Raw genomic sequence first — 20,326 nt, forward strand, 5'->3', positions numbered from 1 at the left:
TCACGATCGCCCCCGGGTTCGGGGGTGACGCATGGGCGGTCGGCGGTGGGCCGTGCTCGCGGTGCTGTCGGGCAGCCTGCTGATCATCGCGATGGACGCGACGATCCTCAACGTGGCGTTCCCGTCGCTGGTGGCCGACCTCCGGCCGTCCTCGGTCGAGCAGCTCTGGATCGTCGACGCGTACGCGCTCGTGCTGTCCGGGCTGCTGATCACCGCCGGGGCGCTCGGCGACCGCTGGGGCCGCCGCCGGCTGCTGCTGGCGGGCTTCGCGATCTTCACGCTGGCCTCGCTGCTGGCGGTGGCGGCGACCACCCCGGTGGTGGTGATCGTCGCGCGGGCCCTGCTCGGCGTCGGCGGCGCCGCCATCATGCCGGCGACGATCTCGATCCTGCGGGTGGTGTTCACCGACCCCCGCGAGCGGGCCCTCGCCTACAGCGTCTGGACGGCCGTGATCGGCGCGGGCATGGCGCTCGGCCCGCTGGTCGGCGGCCTGGTCGTCGAGGCGTTCGCGTGGGAGGCGGCGTTCCTGCTGAACGTGCCCGTCGCCGCCGTGTGCATCGTGTTCACGCTGTGGCTGGTGCCCGAGTCGTCCCATCCGCGCGAGGGCCGCTGGGACTGGTGGGGCGTGGCGCAGTCGGTCGTCGGCATGGTGTCGCTGGCCGCGGGGATCAAGCTGGCCGGCGCGCACGACGTGCCCCTCGGCCTCGCCCTGCTCGTCCTGGCGGCGGCGGCCCTGACGCTGTTCGTGCGCCGGGAGCTGCGCATCGCGAACCCGCTGCTCCAGGTCCGGATGTTCGCGCGCCGGACGTTCAGCGTCTCAGCGGTCTCGATCTTCCTCGGCATGCTGGCGCTCGGCGCGGTGCTGTTCCTGCTCAGCCAGTGGTTCCAGTACGCGCAGGGCCTGCGGCCGTTCGCCGCCGGGGTGCGGCTGCTGCCCGCCCCCGCCACCCTGATCATCGCGCCCCTCTTCACACCGCGCCTGATCGGCCGCTTCGGCGTCGGCCCGGTGCTCGGCTGCGCGATGGGCGTCGCCGCGCTCGGCATGGCGGTGCCGTGGCTGGCCGACCTGGCGGGCCGCCTGGACTACGCCGCGGTCGCCGTCGCGCTCGCCTGCCTCGGCATCGGCTTCGGCATCGCCGCCACCGCGGCCTCGGTGGCGCTGCTGGCGTCCTCGCCGCAGGAGGAGGCGGGCGGCGCGGCGGCGGTCGAGGAGATCTCGTACGAGCTGGGCGGCGCGATGGGCGTCGCCGCGATCGGCAGCCTGGCCGGCGTCCTGTACCGCAACGCCCTCCCCGCCCTCGACCTGCCCGCCCCGCTGTCGGCCCGCCTCCGCGACTCCATCGGCGAGGCCGCCGTCGTCTCCGGCGAGATCGGCGGCCCCGCAGGCGCGCACGCCATGCACGAGGCGACCCGCGCGTTCACCGCGGCCCTCGGCTGGTCCTTCCTCGCCGCCGCGATCACCCTCCTCCTGTCCGGCCTCATCGGCCACCACCTCATCCCCAAAAACTACAAACCCACCGAACCACCCCACTAACCCATCCCGCCACACGCCCGTGCCGCGGAAGCCGGGTCAGTGCAGAAAAGAGGCATCCAGCGAGATGGCGAGGGCGCCTCTTCTCCACGCCACCGCAGGGCGGAGGCAACCGCGCCGCCCTCCGGCACCGGCCTCACGCCTTCACGCGGCGCACCAACTCGGCGAAGGTCTTGGCCGTCAGTACGAGCCGTCCGCGCTCCGGCGCCTTGCTGTCACGAACGCAGACCGCGCGACCCGCCGAGCCTGCGATCTCCACGCAGTCTGCGTTGGACGACTGCCCGCTGCTGTAGGACGACTTACGCCATTGCTGCATGTGCACGTCGCTCCATCCACACCGGACTCAAAAATTTGCCTCGTAGCGCTTCACCCGATCAAGCAGTTCGGCGAAGACCCTGGCCGACAGGCACAGGTGGCCGCCTTGGGGATCTCTGCTGTCCCGAACGCCCACACCCTGCACCAGCGCCGCCAGTTCCACACACTCCTGTCCGCCGTCGCCGCCCCCGCCACTACGACTCGACTTCCGCCACCGAATCATGTGCGCCTACCAATTCTGTTCCGGCATTGAGCAAGCTCGTTCGACTTGCTTCGCGCGGATCAGAAGCTCAGCGAAGCCTTCGGCCGACAGGGTCAGATGACGGTCCTCAGGATCTTTGCTGTCACGGATGCCGACGTGGGCGCTGCTGATCGCTGCCAGCTCCACGCAGTCCGCCTGTCCGGAAGACCCGCTGCTGTAGCTGGATCTCCGCCATGCCCGGCTCTTCATCGCATTGACTCCCTGCCGCATCCGGGCCTCGTACCGGCTCGAACGGTGGCCAACGGCGCTCAACAAGAACGTGCTGGACGATGATTCCCACTCTCATGGACTCTCGGGCTTAGGTCCAGCCTTGCTCTCCGCGCGGTTGGCGAACGAGCGGCGGACGCGTCTTCACATGGGACGGCGACGCACGTACCCAGCAGCCCCCCGGAGGAACGCCGTCGCTGCACGAGAGAACGGCGCCATGTGTGCACGTCGGAGGCGTGAGGAGGGATCGTCTGGTCTCTCCTTTATGCGATGAGCGGCACGGACTCCACGACCGCGCCGCTCACTCACGTCAGCCAATATTCCCTCAGAAGCTCAGCTCGTCCCGCTTGACGCGGCCAACGAACTCGGCGAAGCCCTCGGACGACAGGCTCAGATGCCCACTTTCAGGATTCTTGCTGTCCCGAACACCCACACCCTGCTCCAGCGCTGCCAGCTCCACACAGTCCTGGCCGCCAGAGCCCCCGCCGCCGCTACGACTCGACTTACGCCAGCTGGTCATTCCACTGCTCCATCCGTCGTGCGATGAGCTTCCGCGAAGCGTCCCAAGGCAAGGCGCTATCGCCGATTCGGTCCCAACGTACCTCGAACTCACGGAGCTCAGAGTCTCCCTGAATCAGCCTCCCTCCTCCTGGAGCTTCGACAAAAGCGAGGCTTCCTCTGGCAAGCGCGAGCCTGTTGAAGGAACCGTCCAGGCCGAGGTAGAAATTCGTGGCTTGCGGGACCACCCGGACGCTGACCTGAGGGTGGCAGGCGAGTTCGTGAATGACCGCGAGTTGGTCTCGCATCACCTTGGGACCGCCGATCGGGCGGAGCAGCGCGGACTCGTCCAGCAGGACCCACACGTGCGGAGGGTCATCGCGCCGTAGAACGTCCTGCCTGCGCATGCGGGCCTCTACGGCGCCCTCGATGTCGGTCACCATGCGTGAGGCCGTGATGCAGGCCCGCGCGTACTCGGGCGTCTGGAAGAGTCCAGGGATCAGCGATAGCCGGTAGAACCGGATGACTCGCGCCTGAGTTTCGTACTTCGCGTACTCCGCGAACCAGTCCGGGTCGTGGGCCGTTCTCGCGTATCTGACCAAGCGAGCGAAATGCCCGTTGAGCTGGAGGAACGCGTCCAGCTTGTCTGCTTGGTGGTGGGCATTGGGGACGTGAAGGCCGGTGCGCCTCTCGTGCTCGACTGGAAGGCCCTTCCGAGCGCGAGCCTGCCGGGCACGGTGCGCCTCCTGCTGGAGCAGCGCCTCGCGGGGCGCGGGCTGCTGCCTCTGCTCGGCGGCCGAGCGGACGACCTGTATCTCGCCACCTCCGAACTCCTGACGAACGCCTGCAAGGAGACGCCGTACGCCGAGATCCACTACCGCTCTACGTTCGGCCGGCATTGCGTGTGGATCGGGGTCTGGGATTCGTCCGATCGGATTCCCGGTGAGCCGGCCTTCCATCCTGATTGGCCGCTCGCGCTGCTGGAGGCGCGGGACGGCGGCCACGCTGAGGCGCGTTTCATCGGGCCCGACCAGTAAATGCCTATGCGTTCGCAACGGGTGTCGTAGGAAGTGATTCGGGAGACCCGGGATAAACGGCGGGCGGCCGGGGAGTCGAAGTGTTCTCGTTACGGGATTTCGGTGCCTTCGGAGGGGTGGATTATATGAATTGATCGGCCAGGTAATGCGGTTGGGGGTTAGGTGGGGTGGGCGCCGTGGGATTCGAGCCAGATCGCCATGGTGGGGAAGTTGGAGCGGCGGGCGGCGTCCAGGGGAGTGAGGTTGTCGTGGCCCACCCAGTTGAGGTCGGCGCCCAGGGCGAGGAGGTGGGCGGCGGTGTTCTGGTGGCCGCCGTGGGCTGCGCACCACAGCGCGTTGGAGAGTTCGGAACGGGCGGGGACCGGGTCCGTCAGGGCTTGGACGCGGGACAGGAGGCCGAGGGCGGCGGCCTGCCAGAGGTTGGGGTCCGCGCCGTGTTCCAGCAGGCGGTGCGCGGCGTTCCACTGGCCGAACGCGACGGCGTCCGCGAGGGGCGTGCCGCCGTCGATGACCGAGCCGGGAGCGGAGACGTCGGCTCCGGCGGCGACGAGGGCGTCCACGGCGGGTACGTCGTCGTTGCTCGCGGCCCAGTGCAGCGGCGTCTCGGCGTGCGCGCCGGCGAACGGGGCGTTGACGTCGGCGCCCGCCTCCACCAGTACGAGGACGGTCCGCGCGATCTCCGGGAGGTGGCCGGGGTGGTCGGTGGCGACGTGCAGGAGCGTGCGGGCGCCGTCCGGGCGGGCGGTGGCGAGGTTCGGGGAGGCGGCGAGAACGCGGCGGAGCGTCTCGGGGGCGCCGGTACGGATCGCCTCGACGGCCGCGTCAATCACGGTGCAGCCAGGTGAGCAGGTCGGGCGGGGCGAGGGCGGCGGCGCGTTCGTGATAGCGGGCCAGGTCGGCGGGGGTGAGGGCCGCGCGGCCCTCGCCGGACGTGCCGCGGCGGAAGAACGCGGCGTCGTCCTTGAGGACGCCCGGCGGCGTCGGAACGGACGCCCGCGCGCGCATGGACGCGAACGTCGCCGCGTCCACCAGGGACGGCCACACGTCCTCGGGCACGTCGATGCCGAGGATCCCCGCCAGGCGGCGCATCTCGCCGGGGAGGTCGCGCAGCAGGTCGTCGTAGTGAACGAGCACGACGTTCGGCTCGGAACGCGACCAGGCGTCGGACAGGTGCCACATGACGCCGGGGAGCGAGTCCATCTCTTCGAGGTGCGAGACGTCCCGGGAGATCCAGTCGAGAAGCCATTCGTCCAGGGGAGGAAGGGCGCGGGACCGTTCGCGGACGATGTTGGCGCTCTGGTGGTGCAGGGAGACGGCCATGTCGAGCGGGTGGCGGGCGACGACGATGTACGTCGCGCGGGGGTCGAGCGGGACGCCGTCCAACGGGGTGTGGGTCTTGACGAACCGGCGGTGCCGCTGGGCTTCGAGGCGCGCGATGACCTCGTCGCGGGGCGTGACGAGCCAGTCGAGCCACGGGGAGAGAGCGGAGAGCGGCTCGGGGAGTTCGGGCGTGCGGAAGACCAGGAGCGCGCAGATCATCTGCATCCAGGTCGTGCCGCTCTTGGACCGGGTACTGATCACGATGTCGCCCCGGCGGAACGGGAAGTCCTCCCACCGGCCGCTGTCCTCGTCCGCCGAGGTGTACCGGGTCCAGTCCATGCGCCCCAGCGTAGCCAGTGGCAGAACGCCTGACTCGTCCGGACGGGGCGCCCGGAGACCGCGTCCGGCGGGCGGGGGCCGCGTCCGGCAGGGGCGGCTGGTGGGCACGTCCGTGGAGGACGGCGGGCGGGCGGAGGCTGCACCCGGCCGGTGCGTACGGCGGCGGGGGCGGCTGGCGGGCGCGTCCGGACGGGACGCGCGGAGGTCGCGTTCGGACGGTGCGTTCGGCGGCTAGCGGGCGCGTTCGGCGGGGGCGGCCCCTGGCGCGTTTGGCTGGTCTGTTCGGTTGGCGCATCCGGCTCGGCTGGCGGGGTGGGGTTAGAGCCAGCCGGCGTGCTCGGCGATTCGTACGGCGTGCAGGCGGTTGCGGGCGCCGAGTTTGGCGACGATCGCGGTGAGGTAGTTGCGGACGGTTCCGGGGGACAGGTTCAGCCGGGCCGCTATCTCGTCGCTCTCGATGCCCTCGGCCGCGAGCCGCAGCACCTCCAGTTCGCGGTCCGACAGCGGGCCATACTCGGATTCCAGCGCGGCGACCGCGAGCTGCGGGTCGATCACTCGCAGCCCGGCCGCGACCTTGCGGATGGCCTCGGCGAGCTGTTCGGGCGGCGCGTCCTTGACGATGAACCCGGACACCTTCGCGGCGAGCGCGCGGCGCAGGTTGCCGGGGCGGCCGACGCCGGTGAGGACCAGCACGCGGCAGGACGGCAGCCTGTCGCGCAGTTCGGCGGCGGCGGTGAGGCCGTCCACGCCGGGCAGCACGATGTCGATGACCGCGACGTCCGGGCGTTCCGCGAGCGCCGCCGGGACGATGGCGTCGCCCGAATGGACTTCCGCGACGACGTCGATGTCGCGTTCCAACTTCAGCAGCGCGACCAGCGCGCCCCTGACCATGTGCATGTCCTCGGCGATCAGCACCCGGATCATGGTCGTCCCTCCCGCCCGCACTACGGCTCCGCCATGATCCATCGTGTCGGACGCGCGCGCCCCCGCGAGAACCGGCCGGTCCTGCGACCGCCGTTCGCCCGATCGGGACACCGGGGTGGACGACGTCGGCGGCGCCGTGTTCGTCCTCAAGAGGGGTGCGATCCGGTGCCGGTTCGTGGGCATTCCGGAGGGCACGGGCGAACGGGCGCGCGCCGACGTCGTCTCCGCGCTGCGCTATCACGGCTACGCGTGCGCTGACGGGGTGGTGCTGCGGTCGTCCGGCTGCGCGGTGTGCGGCATCCGGAGGCGGGCGTCGGAGGTCAGGCCGCGCGGCGGGTGCGGCGCGACGTGCGGCGGCCCGCCCGGCCCGAGGGGGTGAGGAGCTGGAGCAGGACCCGGAACGGCAGCGTGACGACGTTGACGATGGTCGCGATGATGCTTCGCAGTGCCGCGGTGATACGGCGCATTGTCTCTCCTTCTTCGTTGTCGATGGTCGTACGTACCCCTCCCTTCGCGTCTACACATTCAGGCCGGTTTCGGTCCGCCCTTGGAAGGCGTTCTTGGGCTGCGGGCGCGGCCGGGCGCCGGAACGCGACCGGCCGCCGGAACGCGACCGGCCGCCGGAACGTGGCCGGCCGCCGGAACGCGGCCGGCCGCGAGGACGGCGTTAGCCGGGGACGGTGGTGGCCGGGTCGCCGTTGCCCTTGCCGTCGTCACCGTCGTCGGCGGTCTCCGGCTCCGTGGTGGGGCGGGCGGCGGGGGTCGGGCGGAGGACGACGAACGCCAGTACCGCCGCGATCGCGCCGCCGATGACGCCCGCGACCGCCGTTGTGGAGACCGCCTCGGTGAAGGCGTTGCGCGCGGCGGCGGCCAGGGCGGCGTCGCCGCTCGCGGCTGCGACCGCGAGGGCGTCGCCGACCGATTCGCGCGCCGGGCCGGTGACCGCGTCCGGGAGGTTGTCCGAGTACGCCGCAGACAGGACGCTGCCGAGCACGGCCACGCTGAGGGCCTGGCCGAGCTGCTGGACGGTGTCGTTGACAGCGGAGCCGACCCCGGCGCGTTCGGGCGGGAGCGCGCCGAGCAGCGTGCCGTACGCGGCGGGGCCCATCGTCCCGCTGCCCATGCCCATGATGACCAGGGCGGTGACGAGCATCGGGTAGCCGTCGCCGGGCGACAGCATGGCGAGCACGCCGAAGCCGACCGCGAGCAGCGCGAGGCCGCCGCCGACCGCGACCCGCGCGCCGAACCTCTTGTCGATCACGACGCCGATCCCGTTGCACACCATCGCCGCGAGCAGCAGCGGGATGAACGCGACGCCCGCCTTGAGCGGGCTGTACCCGAGGACGAACTGGAGGTACTGGGTCAGCGCGAGCAGCAGGCCGCCCGCCGAGAACGACATCAGCACCACCGACAGGCTCGCGCCGCTGAAGTTGCGGTCGCGGAACAGGCCGACGGGCAGCATCGGCTCGGGCAGCGCCGTTCCCACAGCACGAACGCGGCGAGCGCGACGACCGCGAGGACGAACCCGCCGATCGTCCGCCCGGACGACCAGCCGTCCCGCGCCGTCTCGATCACGCCCCACACGAGCGCCGTCATCCCGACCGTGGACAGCACGGCGCCCGGGAGGTCGGGGCGCACGCGCGGGCCGCGCGACTCGGGGATGACCAGCAGCGCGGCGACCACGCCGAGCACCGCGATCGGGACGTTGAGCAGGAACACCGAGCCCCACCAGAAGTGCCGCAGCAGCAGGCCGCCGACGATCGGGCCGCCGAGCGCGCCGACCATGAGCACCGAGCTCCAGATCGCGAGCGCCTTCTTGCGCTCCTTCTCGTCGAAGACGGTGGTGAGGATGGACAGCGTCCCCGGCATGAGGAACGCGCCGCCGACGCCCATCAGGGCCCGCGCCGCGATCAGCTCGCCGGGGGACGAGGCGAGCGCGGCGGGCACGGACGCGCCGCCGAACAGCACGAGCCCGATGACCAGGCCGCGCCGCCGCCCGTACCGGTCCGAGAGGGCGCCCGCCGTGAGCAGCACCCCGGCGAACACCAGCATGTACGCGTCGAGGATCCACTGGATGTCGGAGTTGCTCGCGTGCAGGTCGCGGACCAGCGACGGGATCGCGACGTTGAGGACGGTGTTGTCGATGACGGCCACGAGCAGGCTCAGGCAGAGGACGCCGAGGATCCACCAGCGGCGGGGGTGAGGGGTAGGCATGGCTCCTCATTGGTACGGCGATCGAATTTTCGCACACTGTACCAACTTTCGTACGCTGTTCTCCAGCGGGTAGGCTTCGAGCCGTCGAGCACCCCGGAGGAACGCGCGCATGCCCCAGAACACCGACCCCATCGCCGACTCGGTCTGGCTGCGTCCGGCCAAGCCGAAGCGGGGCCGGCCGCAGCTCAGCCGCGAGGAGATCGTCGCCGCCGCCATCGAGCTGCTGGACGCCGAGGGCCTGGACGGTCTCAGCATGCGCCGGCTCGCCGCGCACCTCAGCGCGGGCGCCACGTCGGCCTACTTCTACGTCGCCAACAAGGACGAGCTGCTGGAGCTCGCCGTCGACGAGATCATGGGGGAGGTGCGGCTCCCGGACGTCGGCGCGGTCGGCTGGCGCGCCGCCGCCGCGAGCCTCGCCGGCGACCTGCGCGCCGTGCTGCTGCGCCACCCGTGGATGGTCGCCCTGCTCGGCGTCCGGCCCGCGATCGGGCCGCAGGCGATGCGGATGAGCGACCGGATGGTCGAGGTCCTGACCGCCGCCGGGTTCGCGGGCGCCGACCTCGCGCGGGCGAGCTCGCTGCTCACCTCGCACGCCATCGGCGCCGCCACCGGCGACGTCGCCCTGCGCACCGCGACGGCCCGCGCCGGGAAGACGCCGAGCGAGCTGGTCGGCTCCCTGGCGCCCTACGTCGCGCGCACCGCCGCCGAGTACCCCCACTACGCCGCCTGGTGGGGGGAGAACGGCTCACTCGTCATCGACCCCGACGACAGCTTCGCGTTCGGCCTCGACCGCCTCCTCGACGGCCTCCAATCCTGGCTGGACGACCATTGACGCCGCCCCGGCGGACGGGCCCGCGCGGGAAGGGGAGTCAGCCGTGCCAGGTCGGGAGGGGCCGGTGTTCCGCGGCCACCTCGAAGGCGGCACGGGCCAGGAGGCGGGTCGAGTCGAGGGTCGGCAGGGGAGAGGACTCAGGCGGCACCAGCAGCGGGATCTCCGTGCAGACGAGGGCCACGGCGTCGCAGCCGCGCGCGGCCAGGTCCTCGATGACGCGGACGAACTCGCGCCTCGCCTCGTCGCGGAACACGCCGTTGACCAGTTCGCCGAAGATGGTCTCGTTGATCAGGCGGCGGTCGTCGGGGCCCGGGATCTCGGCCTCGATGCCGCGTTCGCCGAGCGCGCGCGGGTAGAGGTCGCCGTCCATCAGGTAGCGGGTGCCGAGGACGCCGACCTTGCCGCGGCCGTCGCGGGCGGCGCGTTCGGCGACGACCTGGGCGATGTGCAGGCCGGGCAGGGCGAGCGGCTCGCCCGGGGCCTCCAGGGCCATGTGCGCGGTGTTGTCGGGGCAGACGAAGAAGTCGGCTCCGGCCTTGGCGAGCCTGTCCACGCTGACGGCGAGCGTCTCGCGGATGGACGCGTGGTCGCCCGAGTCCCACGCGGGCATGCTGCGTCCCATGGCGACGCAGTCGAGCGTCACGTCCGGGTGCTCGTGCGGGCCGAGTTCGCGGAACCCCTCCCGGCACACGGTCTGGAAGCACAGCGCCGCGCCTTCGGCGCTGTGGGCGAGGATCCCCACGTGTCTCACACGACCTCCCTGGCTCGTCCCGAGAAGATCATGATGTTCTGACCGTTCGCAAGGGCGCCGGCTCTGGAAGAAGCGCCGGGGCATCGGGCAAAAGCAGGCATGGCACGCACACCCCCAGACCGGGAGGCGGCATGATCCCCCGCCCCCTCGCCCCTCCCGGCGGCCGCGTCGACGACGCCGCGCTGATCCGGGCGTCCCGCGACGAGCCGGAGCGCTTCGCCGAGCTGTACGACCGGCACGCCGCGGCGATCCGGAGCTACACCGTCCGGCGGCTCGGACCGGACGCGGCCGACGACCTGACGGCCGAGACGTTCCTCCAGGCGTTCCGGGACCGCGGCCGGTACGACGCCGCGTTCGCCGACGCCCGGCCCTGGCTGTACGGCATCGCGACGAACCTGATCAGGCGGCACCGCCGTTCCGAGGTCAGGTTCTTCAAGGCGATCGCGCGGACGGGCGTCGACCCGGCCCGCGAGACGACCCTGGAGGCCGTCACCGACCGCCTCGCCGCCCAGGCCATGCGCAAGCGCCTCGCCGCCGCCCTGGCCCGCCTCAACCTCGGCGAACGCGACGCCATGGTGCTCCTCGCCTCCGGGCTCAGCTACAAGGAGATCGCCCGCGCGCTGGACGTCAGCGTCGGCACCGTGTCGTCCCGCGTGAACCGTGCCCGTACGAAGATGCGCGCGACCCTGGAGGACACCCGCCATGGATGAGCTCAAGCTGATGGAGGACTTCGTCCGCGACGTGGCCGAGCCGGACAGCGCGTCGCTGGCCCAGGGCCGCGCAAGGCTCCTCGCCGACATGGACGGCGGAGCCGACCAGGAGACCCGCGCCTTCTCACGCCGCGCCTCTTCGCGTCCTGCCTTCCCGCGCCGCCGCTTCTCGCGGCCCGTGGTGCGTACCGTCGCCGTCGGGACGCTGGCCGCGGCGATCGCCGCCGGAGTCACGGTCGTGCAGAGCGTGGGCGGCGACACCTCGCCGGGAGGCGTCGTCCCCGCGGGCCCGGTCGCCAACGCGCAGGAGCTCGCGACCCGCGCGAGGACGGCGGCGCGGTCGCAGCCGGACACCCCGCTGGCGCCCGGCCAGTGGATCTACGTCAAGACCCTCACCGCCGAGATCGACGGCCGCGTGCTCGGGCCCCGCACCAAGCGGACCGTCGACGAGCGGTGGCTCACCGTGGACGGCCGGACCCCGCCCCGCAAGGACCGCGCCATCGTCCCGCTGACCGAGCCGACCGCGAAGGCGCTGATCGGCATGCCCGCCGACCCCGACGCCGCGCTCGCCCGCCTCTACGCCGAGGTCCACCGCATCAGGCGCCTCGCGGCGCACCCGCCCGCGGGCCGGGGCCCGGTCGGCTTCAGCGTGCGCAACGACGTCCTCGGCGCGCCGCGCGGCATCGCGGCGTTCAACCTCGTGTCGGCGCTGCTGGAGTCGTACTACGTCCCGCCGCGCCTCCAGGCGACGCTGTACGGCGCGCTGTCCCGGATGCCCGGCGTCCGGACGCTCCCCGACTCGGTGGACGCGCAGGGCAGGCACGGCCTCGCGCTGTACGTGATGAGCGAGGGCTACATCAGGCAGGAGCTGATCCTCGACCGCACCACCTACCGCTATCTGGGCGGACGTTCGATCACCGTCGCCGACCACACGGTCCCGGCGCCGCCCGCCGACGTCGAGACCGACTCCCGCACGCCCATCCACATCAAGAAGGGCTCGGTGATCGGCTGGTCCGCCCTCCTGGCGTCCGCCCCCGTCTCCGGCCCCCACATCCGCCCCTGACCGCCCCCACTCGGACGGGTGCCCGCCCGCCAAGCCCACGCCCGCCCGCCGAGCCCCCGCCCGCCGCCCGCCCTCACTCGGACGGCCCCCCACCCGCCAAGCTCACGCCCGCCCGCCGAGCCCGCGCCTGCCCGCCGCCCGCCTCGTCCGCGCCTGCCCGCGCTCGTCCGCCCCTGACCGCCCGCCCCGGCGGCCGCCCGCCCGCCAAGCCCACGCCTGCCCGCCGTCCGCGCTAATCCGCCCGATGCCCGCATGCGGCCCGCGCCTGCCGCGCGTCCGCACGACCCCCGCACGCGCCCGCACTGCCGCGCTCGTCCCCACTCCGCCCACACGCGTCCGCAGCGCGTACGCACGCGTATGCACGCCGTCCGCGCGTGTCCGCCCACCGTTCGCCCGCGTCCACACGGTGCCCGCACGCCGCCCGAGCGCTCACAAGTCGCCCGCAAGCCGCCGCACGCCAGCCGCACCCGCCCGCACATCGGCCGCCCGCGTCCGCACGCCGCCCGCGCCTGCCGCTCGCGTCCGCGCGCCGTCCATGTCCGCACACCACTCGCGTCCGCACGCCGCCCTCGCCTGCCGCGCGCGTCCGCGCGCCGCTCGCGTCTGCACGCTGCTCGCGCCCGCACGTCGCCCGCTCGCGCCCGCGCGCCGCCCGTGCCTGCGCGCCGCGCGTCGCGCCCGCGTCCGGTGGGGCGGCGCGGGTGCGGGCGCGGGGGGTGGCAGCGGAGAGGTGGTACGGGTTAGGGGAGGGCGGCGAGGTCTTTTGCGATGCCGTTGCGTTGGATCTCCGAGGTGCCCGTCAGCACCCGGAACATCCGGACCCGGCGGAAGAGGTATTCGACCTCGTTCCCCTGGGTCAGCCCCTCCTTGCCGTGGATCTGCACGGCCTCGTCCAGGATGCGGAACGCGGTCTCGGCGACGAACAGCTTGCACATGAACGCTTCGAGTCGCGGCGGCGTGCCCCGGTCGAGGTCGGCCAGCGCCGCGTACGTCATGGAGCGCGCCGCGTAGAACTCGGTGGCCATGTCGGCGAGCTTGTGCTGGATCGCCTGGAGCCGCATGAGCGGGGCGCCGTGCACCATCCGCGTGCGGGCCCGTTCCAGCGTCAGGTCGAGGGCCCGGCGCGCCATGCCGAGCAGGGTGGGGCAGTGCAGCAGCCGGTTGACGGTCACGCGGCCGAGGCCGATGCGCATTCCGTCGCCTTCCCGGCCGAGCAGGTTGGCCGCCGGGACGCGGCAGTCGTCCAGGATCACGTCGCTCTCGATGTGGTCGCCGGACATCGGCGTCGCGCCGTCCGTGACCCGGCAGCCGGGGCTGTCCAGGTCCACGAGGAACGCGGAGAACGAGCGCTCGGTGCCGTCCATCCGGGCGATCACGATCGCGAAGTCGGCGAACGGCCCGGCGCTGCTGAACACCTTGTGCCCGGTGAGCCGGTACCCGTCCCCGTCCGGCACCGCGACGGTGCGCATGGCGAGCACGTCCGAACCCGCGTCGGCCTCGGTCAGCGAGAAGCAGCAGGCGCGCTCGCCCCGCGCCACCGGCAGGAAGTACTTGTGGAGCTGGTGCTCGGTGGCGTGCCGGAAGACGTCGCCGGCGCGCAGCGGGCCGCCCATCTCGCCGAGCACGCTGTGCCCGAGCACCCGGCCGCTCGCCCCGATCTCCTCCTTCAGCGCGGCCAGCGCGGTGTGCGTGATGGCCCGGCCGCCGAGCTCCTCGGGCAGGTGGATTCCGTAGAAGCCGAGCTCCCGGCTGCGCTGCCAGACGGGTTCGAGCATCGCGCGGGTGAGGCGGGTGTCGCGGCCGATGCCGTTGCGGCGCTCGTGGTCGGCGAGCTCGCCGTCGAGGTAGCCGCGCAGGTCCGCGACCAGGGCCGCGAGGTCCGGGTCCTCGTCGTAGGACGGGCGCAGGGAAAAGGTCATCGTCGTCTCCTCGCTTCAGTTGACCCGCCGGGCGGCGCCCGCCCAGTACGGCTCGCGGACGGCCTTCCGGTCGACCTTCCCGTTGCGGTTGTGGGGGATCTCGGCCACGAAGTCGACCGAGCGCGGCTTCTTGAACCGGTCCAGCCGTTCGGCGCAGAACGCGATGAGCCCCTCTTCGGTGACCTCGCCGTCCGCGCCGCCGCGGGTGACGACGACCGCCTTGACGGCCTCGCCCCACCGCTCGTCCGGGACGCCGACCACGCACGCCTCGCGTACGGCCGGGTGCTCGTAGAGGGCCGCCTCCACCTCGGTGCAGTACACGTTGAAACCGCCCGAGATGATCATGTCCTTCTTGCGGTCCACGATGAACAGGTAGCCGTCCTCGCGCATCCAGGCGAGGTCGCCGGTGTGCACCCAGCCGTCCCGGAACGTCTCGGCCGACAGCTCCGGCTCCCGCCAGTACTCGCGCACGCAGTCGGGGCCGCGCACGACCACCTCGCCCACCTCGCGGGGCGGCAGCTCCCGGCCCGCCTCGTCCACCACCCGGACCTCGGTGTCGTACGCCGCGCGCCCGCACGACCCGAGCAGCTCGGGATCGTCCGCGACCGCGCGCGCGATCTCCGCGGCGCTCAGCCCGGCGACGACGCTGGTGGTCTCGCCGAGGCCGTACCCCTGCGCGACGATCGGCCCGAACACCTCGACGGCCTGCCGCAGCCGCGCCGGCGACACCGGCGCGCCGCCGACCCGCAGGCTGGTGAGGCTCGACAGGTCGCGCCCGGCGAGGCCCTCGTGGGCGAGCAGCATGGTGAGCATCGTCGGCACCATGAACGTCGCGGTGATCCGTTCCCGCTCGACGGTGTCGAGGAAGGCGTCCACGTCCCACGTCGGCAGGATGTGCGCGGTCGCGCCGCCGAACACCCCGGCGAGTAGCCCCATGCCCGCCGCGTGGGTGATCGGGCCGCACGCCAGGTAGCGTCCGCCCGGGCGCGGCCGGGACTCGTCGCTCATGAGCTGCTTGCGCATGTTGGCGAGCCGGTTCCCCACGGTCTGGGTCGCCGCCTTGAGCGCGCCGGTCGAGCCCGACGTGAAGTTGAGCACCGCCGGGTCGTCCTCGGACACCTCGACGCGGACGGGCCCGGCCCCGCCCCCCTCCGCGAGCAGCGCCCCGTACCCCAGCACGGCGCCCTCCGGCGTGGCGCCGGGCGAGGGCGCCGAGCCGGGCGGGGCGGTGGAGCCGGCCGACGGGGCGGGTGGTTCGTCGAACGCCACGGGGAGGCAGTCCGAGCCGGAGGCGGCGATGGCGGCGAGCGCGTCGCCGGCGTGCGCGGCGTCGAAGATGAGGGCCCGGACCGGCGCGTACGCCAGGATGTGCGCGATCTCGGCCCGGCCGAGCCGCGCGTTGATCGGGGCCCTCATCAGCCCGGCCTTGTAGAGGGCGAACTCGACCACGACCAGCTCGCCCCGGTTCCAGGCGAGGCTCGCGACCGCGTCGCCCGGCCCGAGGCCGCGGCCGAGCAGCGCGGAGGCGAGCCGGTCGGCCTCCTCCTCCAGCCGCCGGAACGTCCAGCGGCGGTCCGCGCAGACGACCGCGGGCTCGTCCGGCCAGTACCGGGCGCTGCGGGTCAGATAGACGCCCAGGTTCATCGATCACCTCGGAAGTTAGAGGACGTGTTGTAAATTTTCAGACAGAATGTTCACTAACTCACCGCATGTCAAGAGTCTCTAGACTGGCGAGGGGCGCGGACGGCGGGACGGCGCGCCCGAGCGGACGACGGCGCGCGAAGGGTGACGATGGCCGAGGACAGGCGGACGCGGCGCACGCGGCGCGCCCTGAACGACGCGCTCGTGGGGCTCGTGCTCGAACGCGGCTACGCCGCCATCACCGTGGAGGACATCGCCGAGCGCGCCGACGTCGCGCGCGCCACGTTCTACAGCCACTACCGCGACAAGGACGACCTGTTCACGCGGGTGGCCGCCGAGCTGCTGGACGAGCTGCGCGAGCGGCTGAAGCCGCTGGTCGCCGAGAACGCCGTCGGCTTCACCGGCAAGCCGGTCCTGGAGATGTTCCGCCACGCCCAGGACCGCCGCGACCTCTACCGGATCATCCTGCGCGGCGAGGGCGACGGGAAGCCGCTGCGGATGTTCACCGAGGACTTCGTCCGGGCGACCGGCCTGGAGTTCCGCAAGCGCGCCGAGCTGAACGGCGTCGAGCCGAGGCTCGCCCCCGACCTGCTCGCCCGCGTCTGGGTCGGCGAGCAGACCGCCGTCCTCCAGTGGTGGGTCGAGCACGACACCCCGCCGATGCCGGCCGAGGAGGTCTCCCGGATGCTCCTCGACCTCGCCGTCCACGGCCGCTACTGGGCCAGCGGGTTCCCCGCCCCCGCCTGACCTGACCTCCCCGAACGCCCCCCGTTCGGACGCCCGGCCGGTTCGGTGTTCGCCTGGTTCGGCTGTCCCACCCGGTTGTCCCGTCCGGCTGTCCCGTCGGGCTGTCCCGCCCGGTTGGACGGCCCGTTCGGCTGCCCGGCTGCCCGGTTGGGCGGCCGAGTTGGACGGCCCGGTTGGACGGCCCGGTTGGACGGCCGGGCCCGCTCGCACGTCGGGCCCGTCCGGACGGCCGGGCCCGTCCGCACGTCGGGGCCGTCTGGACGTCCGGGGTCCGCTTGGTCTCGTCGCGTGTCCGGCCCGTCCGCACGTCCGGCGCCGCCTGGCCTCCTCGCGTGATCGGGCCGTTCGTTCGCGCCGGGCCCTTGAGACTGCTCCGGAACGTGACGTAGATTACCGGCCACTTCGACTGTTACCAGACAGTCTGTTCAGTTTTGGGTGCGGGGAGCGGTCGGCCGAACGGTGACGGGGAGGCCGCCGGGCCCGCGCGCCTTGAGGAGGTCTCGTGGCGAGCACACCACCCCCCGCCGATGGCGCGGACGTTCCCGGGCCGCCGGGCGAGGTCGCCTGGTCCTGCCTGAACGGCGCGCGCGTGCTGGACCTCTCGCGGCTGCTGCCCGGCCCGTTCGCCACGATGCTGCTGGCGGACCTCGGCGCCGACGTGGTCAAGGTGGAGGACGCGGCGTCCGGCGGCGACCCGCTGCGCGCGTTCGGGCGGCGGCGGTTCGCGGTCAACAACCGCAACAAGAGGTCGGTGGCGCTCGACCTGCGCTCCGCCGAGGGCCGCGCGGCGTTCCTGCGCCTGGCCGGACGCGCCGACGCGGTCGTGGAGAGCTTCCGCCCCGGCGTCCTGGACGAGATGGGCCTCGGCTACGAGCGGCTGCGCGCCGCCAACCCGGGGATCGTGCTCTGCTCGCTCAGCGGATTCGGGCAGGACGGCCCGTACGCGGGGCGTCCCGGCCACGACCTCAACTTCCTCGGCCTCTCGGGCTTCTTCGCGGTCCCGTCCCGCCCGGACGCCGAGGTCACGCGGCCCGGCGTGCGCGTCGGCGACCTGATCGGCTCGATGTACGCGGCGCTGTCCCTGGCCGTCGCGATGATGAGCGCCGGGCGGAACGGGACGGGCCAGCACCTCGACCTGTCCCTGCACGACGCCGCCACCGCGTGGGCGGGCCCGGCGGCGCTGTCGCTCGCCGGGCTCGCCGCGCCGTCCGACAGCCCGCTCGTCATGGGCGACAACAGCGTGTTCGCGACCTCGGACGGGCGCCTGCTGTCCCTCGCCACCTTCGAGGACAAGTTCTGGCGGGCGTTCCGCGAACGGCTCGCCGGGACGTTCCCCGACCTGGACACCGCCGCGTTCGACGGCCGCGCCGAGCGCACCCGCCGCAAGCGCGAGGTCGAGCGGATCCTGACCCGGACGTTCGCCGCCCGCGACCTGGCGTGGTGGAGCCGCGTCCTGGACGAGGCGGGGGTCCCCTGGGCGCCCGTCCTCACCGGCCCGGACGACCTGCTGAACGATCCGCACATCGCGGCCCGGGAGCTCATCGCGGACACCGCCGACGGCCCCGCGGTCCGCTTCCCCACCCGCTTCGGCCTCGGCCTGGACACCTTCCGCCGCCCCGCTCCGGAGCTGGGCGAGCACACCGCCGAACTCCTCGGCGAAGCCGCCCCCGCCCGGTCCGAGGCGGCGCGGGGCGGTGCGGCATGAGCTCGAACGAGGTGCTGTCCCTGGTCCTGCTCCTCGCCGTCTTCGTACTCGCGATCTGGCGGGACGTCAACGTCGGGCTGGTCGCGCTGCCCGCCGCGTTCCTCCTCGCCGGCATCGCCGGAATCCCGAAGGCGGAGGTCCTCGCGGGGTTCCCCGCCGACATCGTCGTCCTCATCATCGGCGTGATGTACATGTTCGGGCACGCGCAGCGCAGCGGCGCCATCGACCGGATGGTGCACGCCGTGGTCGCCGCGTCCGGCGGGCGCGACTGGGCGCTGCCGTGGGTGATGTTCCTGGTCGGGGCCGTGCTGAGCGGCATCGGCACCCTGCCGAGCGCCACGGTCGCGATCGTGCTGCCGATCGCGATGCGGCTGGCGCGCAACCGCGGCATCGACCCGGTCCTGATGGCCCTGGTCGCGTGCAGCGGCGCGGGCGTCGGAGGCTTCTCCCCGCTGTCGCCCTGGGCGGCGATCGTCCGCTCGCTCGCCGACAGGCAGGGTGCCGACTACTCGCCCGGCATGCTCTTCGTCGGGCTCGCCGCGCTGAAGTTCGCGGTCACCGTGATCGCGTTCTTCGCCCTCGGCGGCGGACGCCTCGCCCGCCGCACCACCCTTGAGCCCGCCCAAGAGCCCGAGTCCGTGCCTGCGCCCGCGTCCGCGCACGGGTCCGTGCCCGCCCCGCGACCGCGCCCCTGCCCGAGTCCGGTCCCGCCCCCGCGCCCGAGTCCGTGCGCGGGGGTGCTTCGCAAGTTGGGGGAGCGGGGGCGGGGGTTCCGGAGGTTCGGGGGCGGGGCCGGTCACCGCGTACCAGGTCGGGTCGCTGGCCGGGCTGGGGGTCTTCGTCGTCGCCGTGCTCGCGTTCGGGATGAACGTCGCGTTCGTGGCGCTGGCCGTCGGGCTCGTGCTGCACGCGGCGTTCCGGCCGGACACCCGGCGGGTGGTCGCCGACCTGCCGTGGGGCGTGGTGGTGCTGACCGCGGGCATCCTGGTCTACGTCGCCGACCTCGAACGGGTCGGGACGCTGAAGACGCTCGCCCGGCATCTCGGCGGGATCGACGGCACGCTGCTCACCGTCCTCGCGATCGCCTACCTGGCGGCGTTCTTCGCGACGATCGAGTCCTCGACGGTCGCGGTGCTGGGCCTGATCGTCCCGCTGGCGGCGACGGCGCTGCCGCACCAGACGTCCGCGCAGTTCACCGCGCTGCTGGTGGCCGTCTGCGGGACGATCGGCGCGGTCGCGATCAGCCCGCTGCACCTCGGCGGCGGGCTGGTGCTCGCCAACACCCGCGAGGAGGACACGCCCCGCGTGTTCCGCTGGACGCTCGGCTGGTCGGTCGGCGCGGCCGTGCTGCTCCCCGCCGTGCTGCTCCTCGTCCCGCTGGCGGCGGGGATCTGAGCGCGAAGGCGCCCGCCCGCGCCCCGACGCGGGCGGGCACCCGCCGGCAACGCAGAAATACGTTACATATCAGCAACATTGTCGGAGGGGTGCGGATCCCGTCCTGACCTGCTCGAATTTACATGAGCAGGACCATTGACGTGCGCTTAACCAGGCTGCTAGAAACGGGGCGCGTCAACATAGGAAACGTATCCACGGACGGGAGCGAGCCTTGAGTGACGAGTCCTCCCGGCGGGGCGGCCCGGCGCCGGCCGATGACCGGCGCGCCGCCGAGGCGGCGGAGAACCGGCGGCTGACCAGCCCGGACGCCCGGTACGGGGCGCGGCTGCGGCGGCCGTCGTCGGCGTCGGTGCTGCTGAACGCGGTGATCGAGGCCGAGCGCGCCAATCTGGCGGGCACGATGGCCGCGCTCCAGGCCGACGGCACGCTGGAACGGGCCGCCGCCAAGATCGTCGCGGCCCGCCGCCGGTTCGTCGCCGGCAGCCAGAAGAGCCGGGCGCACGCGACCCTGCTGCACCTGGAGCTGTCGGCCAGCCTCTCGGGGATCAGCCTGATCGACGAGGCCGCGGTACGGGCCATCGACGTGCTCAGCGACGTGCGGCCGACCGACGTGCTCGTCGCGTTCTCGTTCCGCCGCTACGCCCGGCACACCACGACGGTCGCGCGCGAGTTCGCCGCCGCCGGCGGCCACGTCGTGGCGATCACCGACGACGCGGGCTCCCCGCTCGCCGCCGCGGGCGACACCACGGTCGTGGTCGGCACCGGCAGCGCGTCGTTCAGCGACTCGCCGACCGCCATCTCCGCCGTCGTCCACGCCCTCGCCACGCTCACCGCCGCGAGCGCGAAGGGCGCGCGGCGGCGGCTCGCCCGGCGCGAGGACCTCGCCCAGGCCCTGCACATCTACTCCGACGAATGA

The 20,326-nt window shown here is 73.1% G+C and carries 23 protein-coding genes and 1 pseudogene; 10 read left to right on the top strand and 14 right to left on the bottom strand.

Annotated features, from left to right (window positions below):
• Window positions 1–31: 31 nt before the first annotated feature.
• Complete coding sequence (locus tag GEV43_RS16765; protein WP_160821508.1) at window positions 32–1,534, top strand: MFS transporter; 1,503 nt, start codon at window positions 32–34, stop codon at window positions 1,532–1,534.
• Window positions 1,535–1,667: 133 nt separating this feature from the next.
• Here GEV43_RS16765 and GEV43_RS16770 read toward each other — a convergent pair whose 3' ends face one another.
• The 5 genes from GEV43_RS16770 to GEV43_RS16790 form a co-directional block, all read right to left on the bottom strand.
• Window positions 1,668–1,847 carry a DUF397 domain-containing protein gene (locus GEV43_RS16770; RefSeq protein WP_160821509.1) on the bottom strand — a complete coding sequence of 60 codons (180 nt, stop codon included), beginning with the start codon at window positions 1,845–1,847 and terminating at the stop codon, window positions 1,668–1,670.
• Window positions 1,848–1,874: 27 nt separating this feature from the next.
• The gene (locus GEV43_RS16775; RefSeq protein WP_160821510.1) at window positions 1,875–2,069 is read right to left on the bottom strand and encodes a DUF397 domain-containing protein; all 195 of its coding nucleotides are present in this window, start codon (window positions 2,067–2,069) and stop codon (window positions 1,875–1,877) included.
• Between the two features lie 6 nt (window positions 2,070–2,075).
• Complete coding sequence (locus GEV43_RS16780; protein ID WP_309239674.1) at window positions 2,076–2,318, bottom strand: DUF397 domain-containing protein; 243 nt, start codon at window positions 2,316–2,318, stop codon at window positions 2,076–2,078.
• A 322-nt stretch (window positions 2,319–2,640) separates the two neighbouring features.
• Window positions 2,641–2,775, bottom strand: coding sequence for a DUF397 domain-containing protein (locus GEV43_RS16785; RefSeq protein WP_309239675.1), 135 nt, complete (start codon window positions 2,773–2,775; stop codon window positions 2,641–2,643).
• A gap of 43 nt (window positions 2,776–2,818) precedes the next feature.
• The gene (locus GEV43_RS16790) at window positions 2,819–3,415 is read right to left on the bottom strand and encodes a DUF5753 domain-containing protein (RefSeq protein ID WP_241682935.1); all 597 of its coding nucleotides are present in this window, start codon (window positions 3,413–3,415) and stop codon (window positions 2,819–2,821) included.
• Window positions 3,416–3,424: 9 nt separating this feature from the next.
• Between GEV43_RS16790 and GEV43_RS16795 the strand changes: the two genes are divergently transcribed.
• A complete protein-coding gene (locus GEV43_RS16795; protein WP_160821513.1) occupies window positions 3,425–3,850 on the top strand; it encodes an ATP-binding protein in 426 nt (141 codons plus the stop codon).
• Between the two features lie 158 nt (window positions 3,851–4,008).
• Here the strand turns inward: GEV43_RS16795 and GEV43_RS16800 are convergent, their stop codons facing one another.
• The 6 genes from GEV43_RS16800 to GEV43_RS50380 all read right to left on the bottom strand — a co-directional run bounded on the left by GEV43_RS16800 (window position 4,009) and on the right by GEV43_RS50380 (window position 8,647).
• Window positions 4,009–4,680 (bottom strand): ankyrin repeat domain-containing protein, encoded by a 672-nt coding sequence (locus tag GEV43_RS16800; protein WP_160821514.1) that lies wholly within the window; start codon window positions 4,678–4,680, stop codon window positions 4,009–4,011.
• A complete protein-coding gene (locus GEV43_RS16805; protein ID WP_160821515.1) occupies window positions 4,673–5,509 on the bottom strand; it encodes a sulfotransferase domain-containing protein in 837 nt (278 codons plus the stop codon). Before GEV43_RS16805 ends, GEV43_RS16800 begins: the two co-directional genes overlap by 8 nt.
• A gap of 318 nt (window positions 5,510–5,827) precedes the next feature.
• Window positions 5,828–6,433: a DNA-binding response regulator gene (locus GEV43_RS16810; RefSeq protein WP_160821516.1), complete on the bottom strand. Its 606-nt coding sequence runs from the start codon at window positions 6,431–6,433 to the stop codon at window positions 5,828–5,830.
• Window positions 6,434–6,753: 320 nt separating this feature from the next.
• Complete coding sequence (locus tag GEV43_RS46865; protein WP_164717196.1) at window positions 6,754–6,900, bottom strand: LPFR motif small protein; 147 nt, start codon at window positions 6,898–6,900, stop codon at window positions 6,754–6,756.
• A gap of 200 nt (window positions 6,901–7,100) precedes the next feature.
• Window positions 7,101–7,919: an MFS transporter gene (locus GEV43_RS50375; protein WP_309239676.1), complete on the bottom strand. Its 819-nt coding sequence runs from the start codon at window positions 7,917–7,919 to the stop codon at window positions 7,101–7,103.
• Complete coding sequence (locus GEV43_RS50380) at window positions 7,832–8,647, bottom strand: MFS transporter (protein WP_241682936.1); 816 nt, start codon at window positions 8,645–8,647, stop codon at window positions 7,832–7,834. Before GEV43_RS50380 ends, GEV43_RS50375 begins: the two co-directional genes overlap by 88 nt.
• Before the next feature lie 109 nt (window positions 8,648–8,756).
• Between GEV43_RS50380 and GEV43_RS16820 the strand changes: the two genes are divergently transcribed.
• Window positions 8,757–9,479, top strand: a complete 723-nt coding sequence (locus tag GEV43_RS16820; RefSeq protein WP_160821517.1) for a TetR/AcrR family transcriptional regulator — start codon at window positions 8,757–8,759, stop codon at window positions 9,477–9,479.
• Window positions 9,480–9,516: 37 nt separating this feature from the next.
• On the opposite strand, the gene GEV43_RS16825 is transcribed toward GEV43_RS16820, so the two are convergent.
• Window positions 9,517–10,230, bottom strand: coding sequence for an aspartate/glutamate racemase family protein (locus GEV43_RS16825; protein WP_160821518.1), 714 nt, complete (start codon window positions 10,228–10,230; stop codon window positions 9,517–9,519).
• Window positions 10,231–10,361: 131 nt separating this feature from the next.
• On the opposite strand from GEV43_RS16825, the gene GEV43_RS16830 reads away from it, so the two are divergent.
• Window positions 10,362–10,940 (top strand): RNA polymerase sigma factor, encoded by a 579-nt coding sequence (locus tag GEV43_RS16830; protein ID WP_160821519.1) that lies wholly within the window; start codon window positions 10,362–10,364, stop codon window positions 10,938–10,940.
• On the top strand, window positions 10,933–12,003 hold the full coding sequence (locus GEV43_RS16835) for a CU044_5270 family protein (RefSeq protein ID WP_160821520.1): 1,071 nt from the start codon (window positions 10,933–10,935) through the stop codon (window positions 12,001–12,003). The genes GEV43_RS16830 and GEV43_RS16835 overlap by 8 nt, the downstream gene beginning before the upstream one ends.
• Before the next feature lie 740 nt (window positions 12,004–12,743).
• On the opposite strand, the gene GEV43_RS16840 is transcribed toward GEV43_RS16835, so the two are convergent.
• Both GEV43_RS16840 and GEV43_RS16845 read right to left on the bottom strand, forming a co-directional pair.
• Window positions 12,744–13,922: an acyl-CoA dehydrogenase family protein gene (locus tag GEV43_RS16840; protein WP_160821521.1), complete on the bottom strand. Its 1,179-nt coding sequence runs from the start codon at window positions 13,920–13,922 to the stop codon at window positions 12,744–12,746.
• A gap of 15 nt (window positions 13,923–13,937) precedes the next feature.
• Entirely contained in the window at window positions 13,938–15,566 is a 1,629-nt protein-coding gene (locus GEV43_RS16845; RefSeq protein ID WP_160821522.1) for an AMP-binding protein, read from the bottom strand.
• Window positions 15,567–15,713: 147 nt separating this feature from the next.
• Here GEV43_RS16845 and GEV43_RS16850 point away from each other — a divergent pair, with 147 nt between their 5' ends.
• The 5 genes and pseudogenes from GEV43_RS16850 (at window position 15,714) to GEV43_RS16865 (ending at window position 20,326) form a co-directional block, all read left to right on the top strand.
• Window positions 15,714–16,310 (top strand): TetR/AcrR family transcriptional regulator, encoded by a 597-nt coding sequence (locus GEV43_RS16850; RefSeq protein WP_160821523.1) that lies wholly within the window; start codon window positions 15,714–15,716, stop codon window positions 16,308–16,310.
• A 502-nt stretch (window positions 16,311–16,812) separates the two neighbouring features.
• Entirely contained in the window at window positions 16,813–18,015 is a 1,203-nt protein-coding gene (locus tag GEV43_RS16855; RefSeq protein WP_160821524.1) for a CaiB/BaiF CoA-transferase family protein, read from the top strand.
• Window positions 18,012–18,611: pseudogene (locus GEV43_RS56130) on the top strand (SLC13 family permease); the annotation flags it as partial. The gene GEV43_RS16855 and the pseudogene GEV43_RS56130, both read left to right, overlap by 4 nt.
• A 16-nt stretch (window positions 18,612–18,627) precedes the next feature.
• On the top strand, window positions 18,628–19,410 hold the full coding sequence (locus GEV43_RS50385) for an SLC13 family permease (protein ID WP_375539047.1): 783 nt from the start codon (window positions 18,628–18,630) through the stop codon (window positions 19,408–19,410).
• 211 nt (window positions 19,411–19,621) lie between these two features.
• Complete coding sequence (locus GEV43_RS16865) at window positions 19,622–20,326, top strand: MurR/RpiR family transcriptional regulator (RefSeq protein ID WP_164717197.1); 705 nt, start codon at window positions 19,622–19,624, stop codon at window positions 20,324–20,326.

This window comes from Actinomadura sp. J1-007, assembly GCF_009793335.1.
Lineage (GTDB): Bacteria > Actinomycetota > Actinomycetes > Streptosporangiales > Streptosporangiaceae > Spirillospora > Spirillospora yumaensis.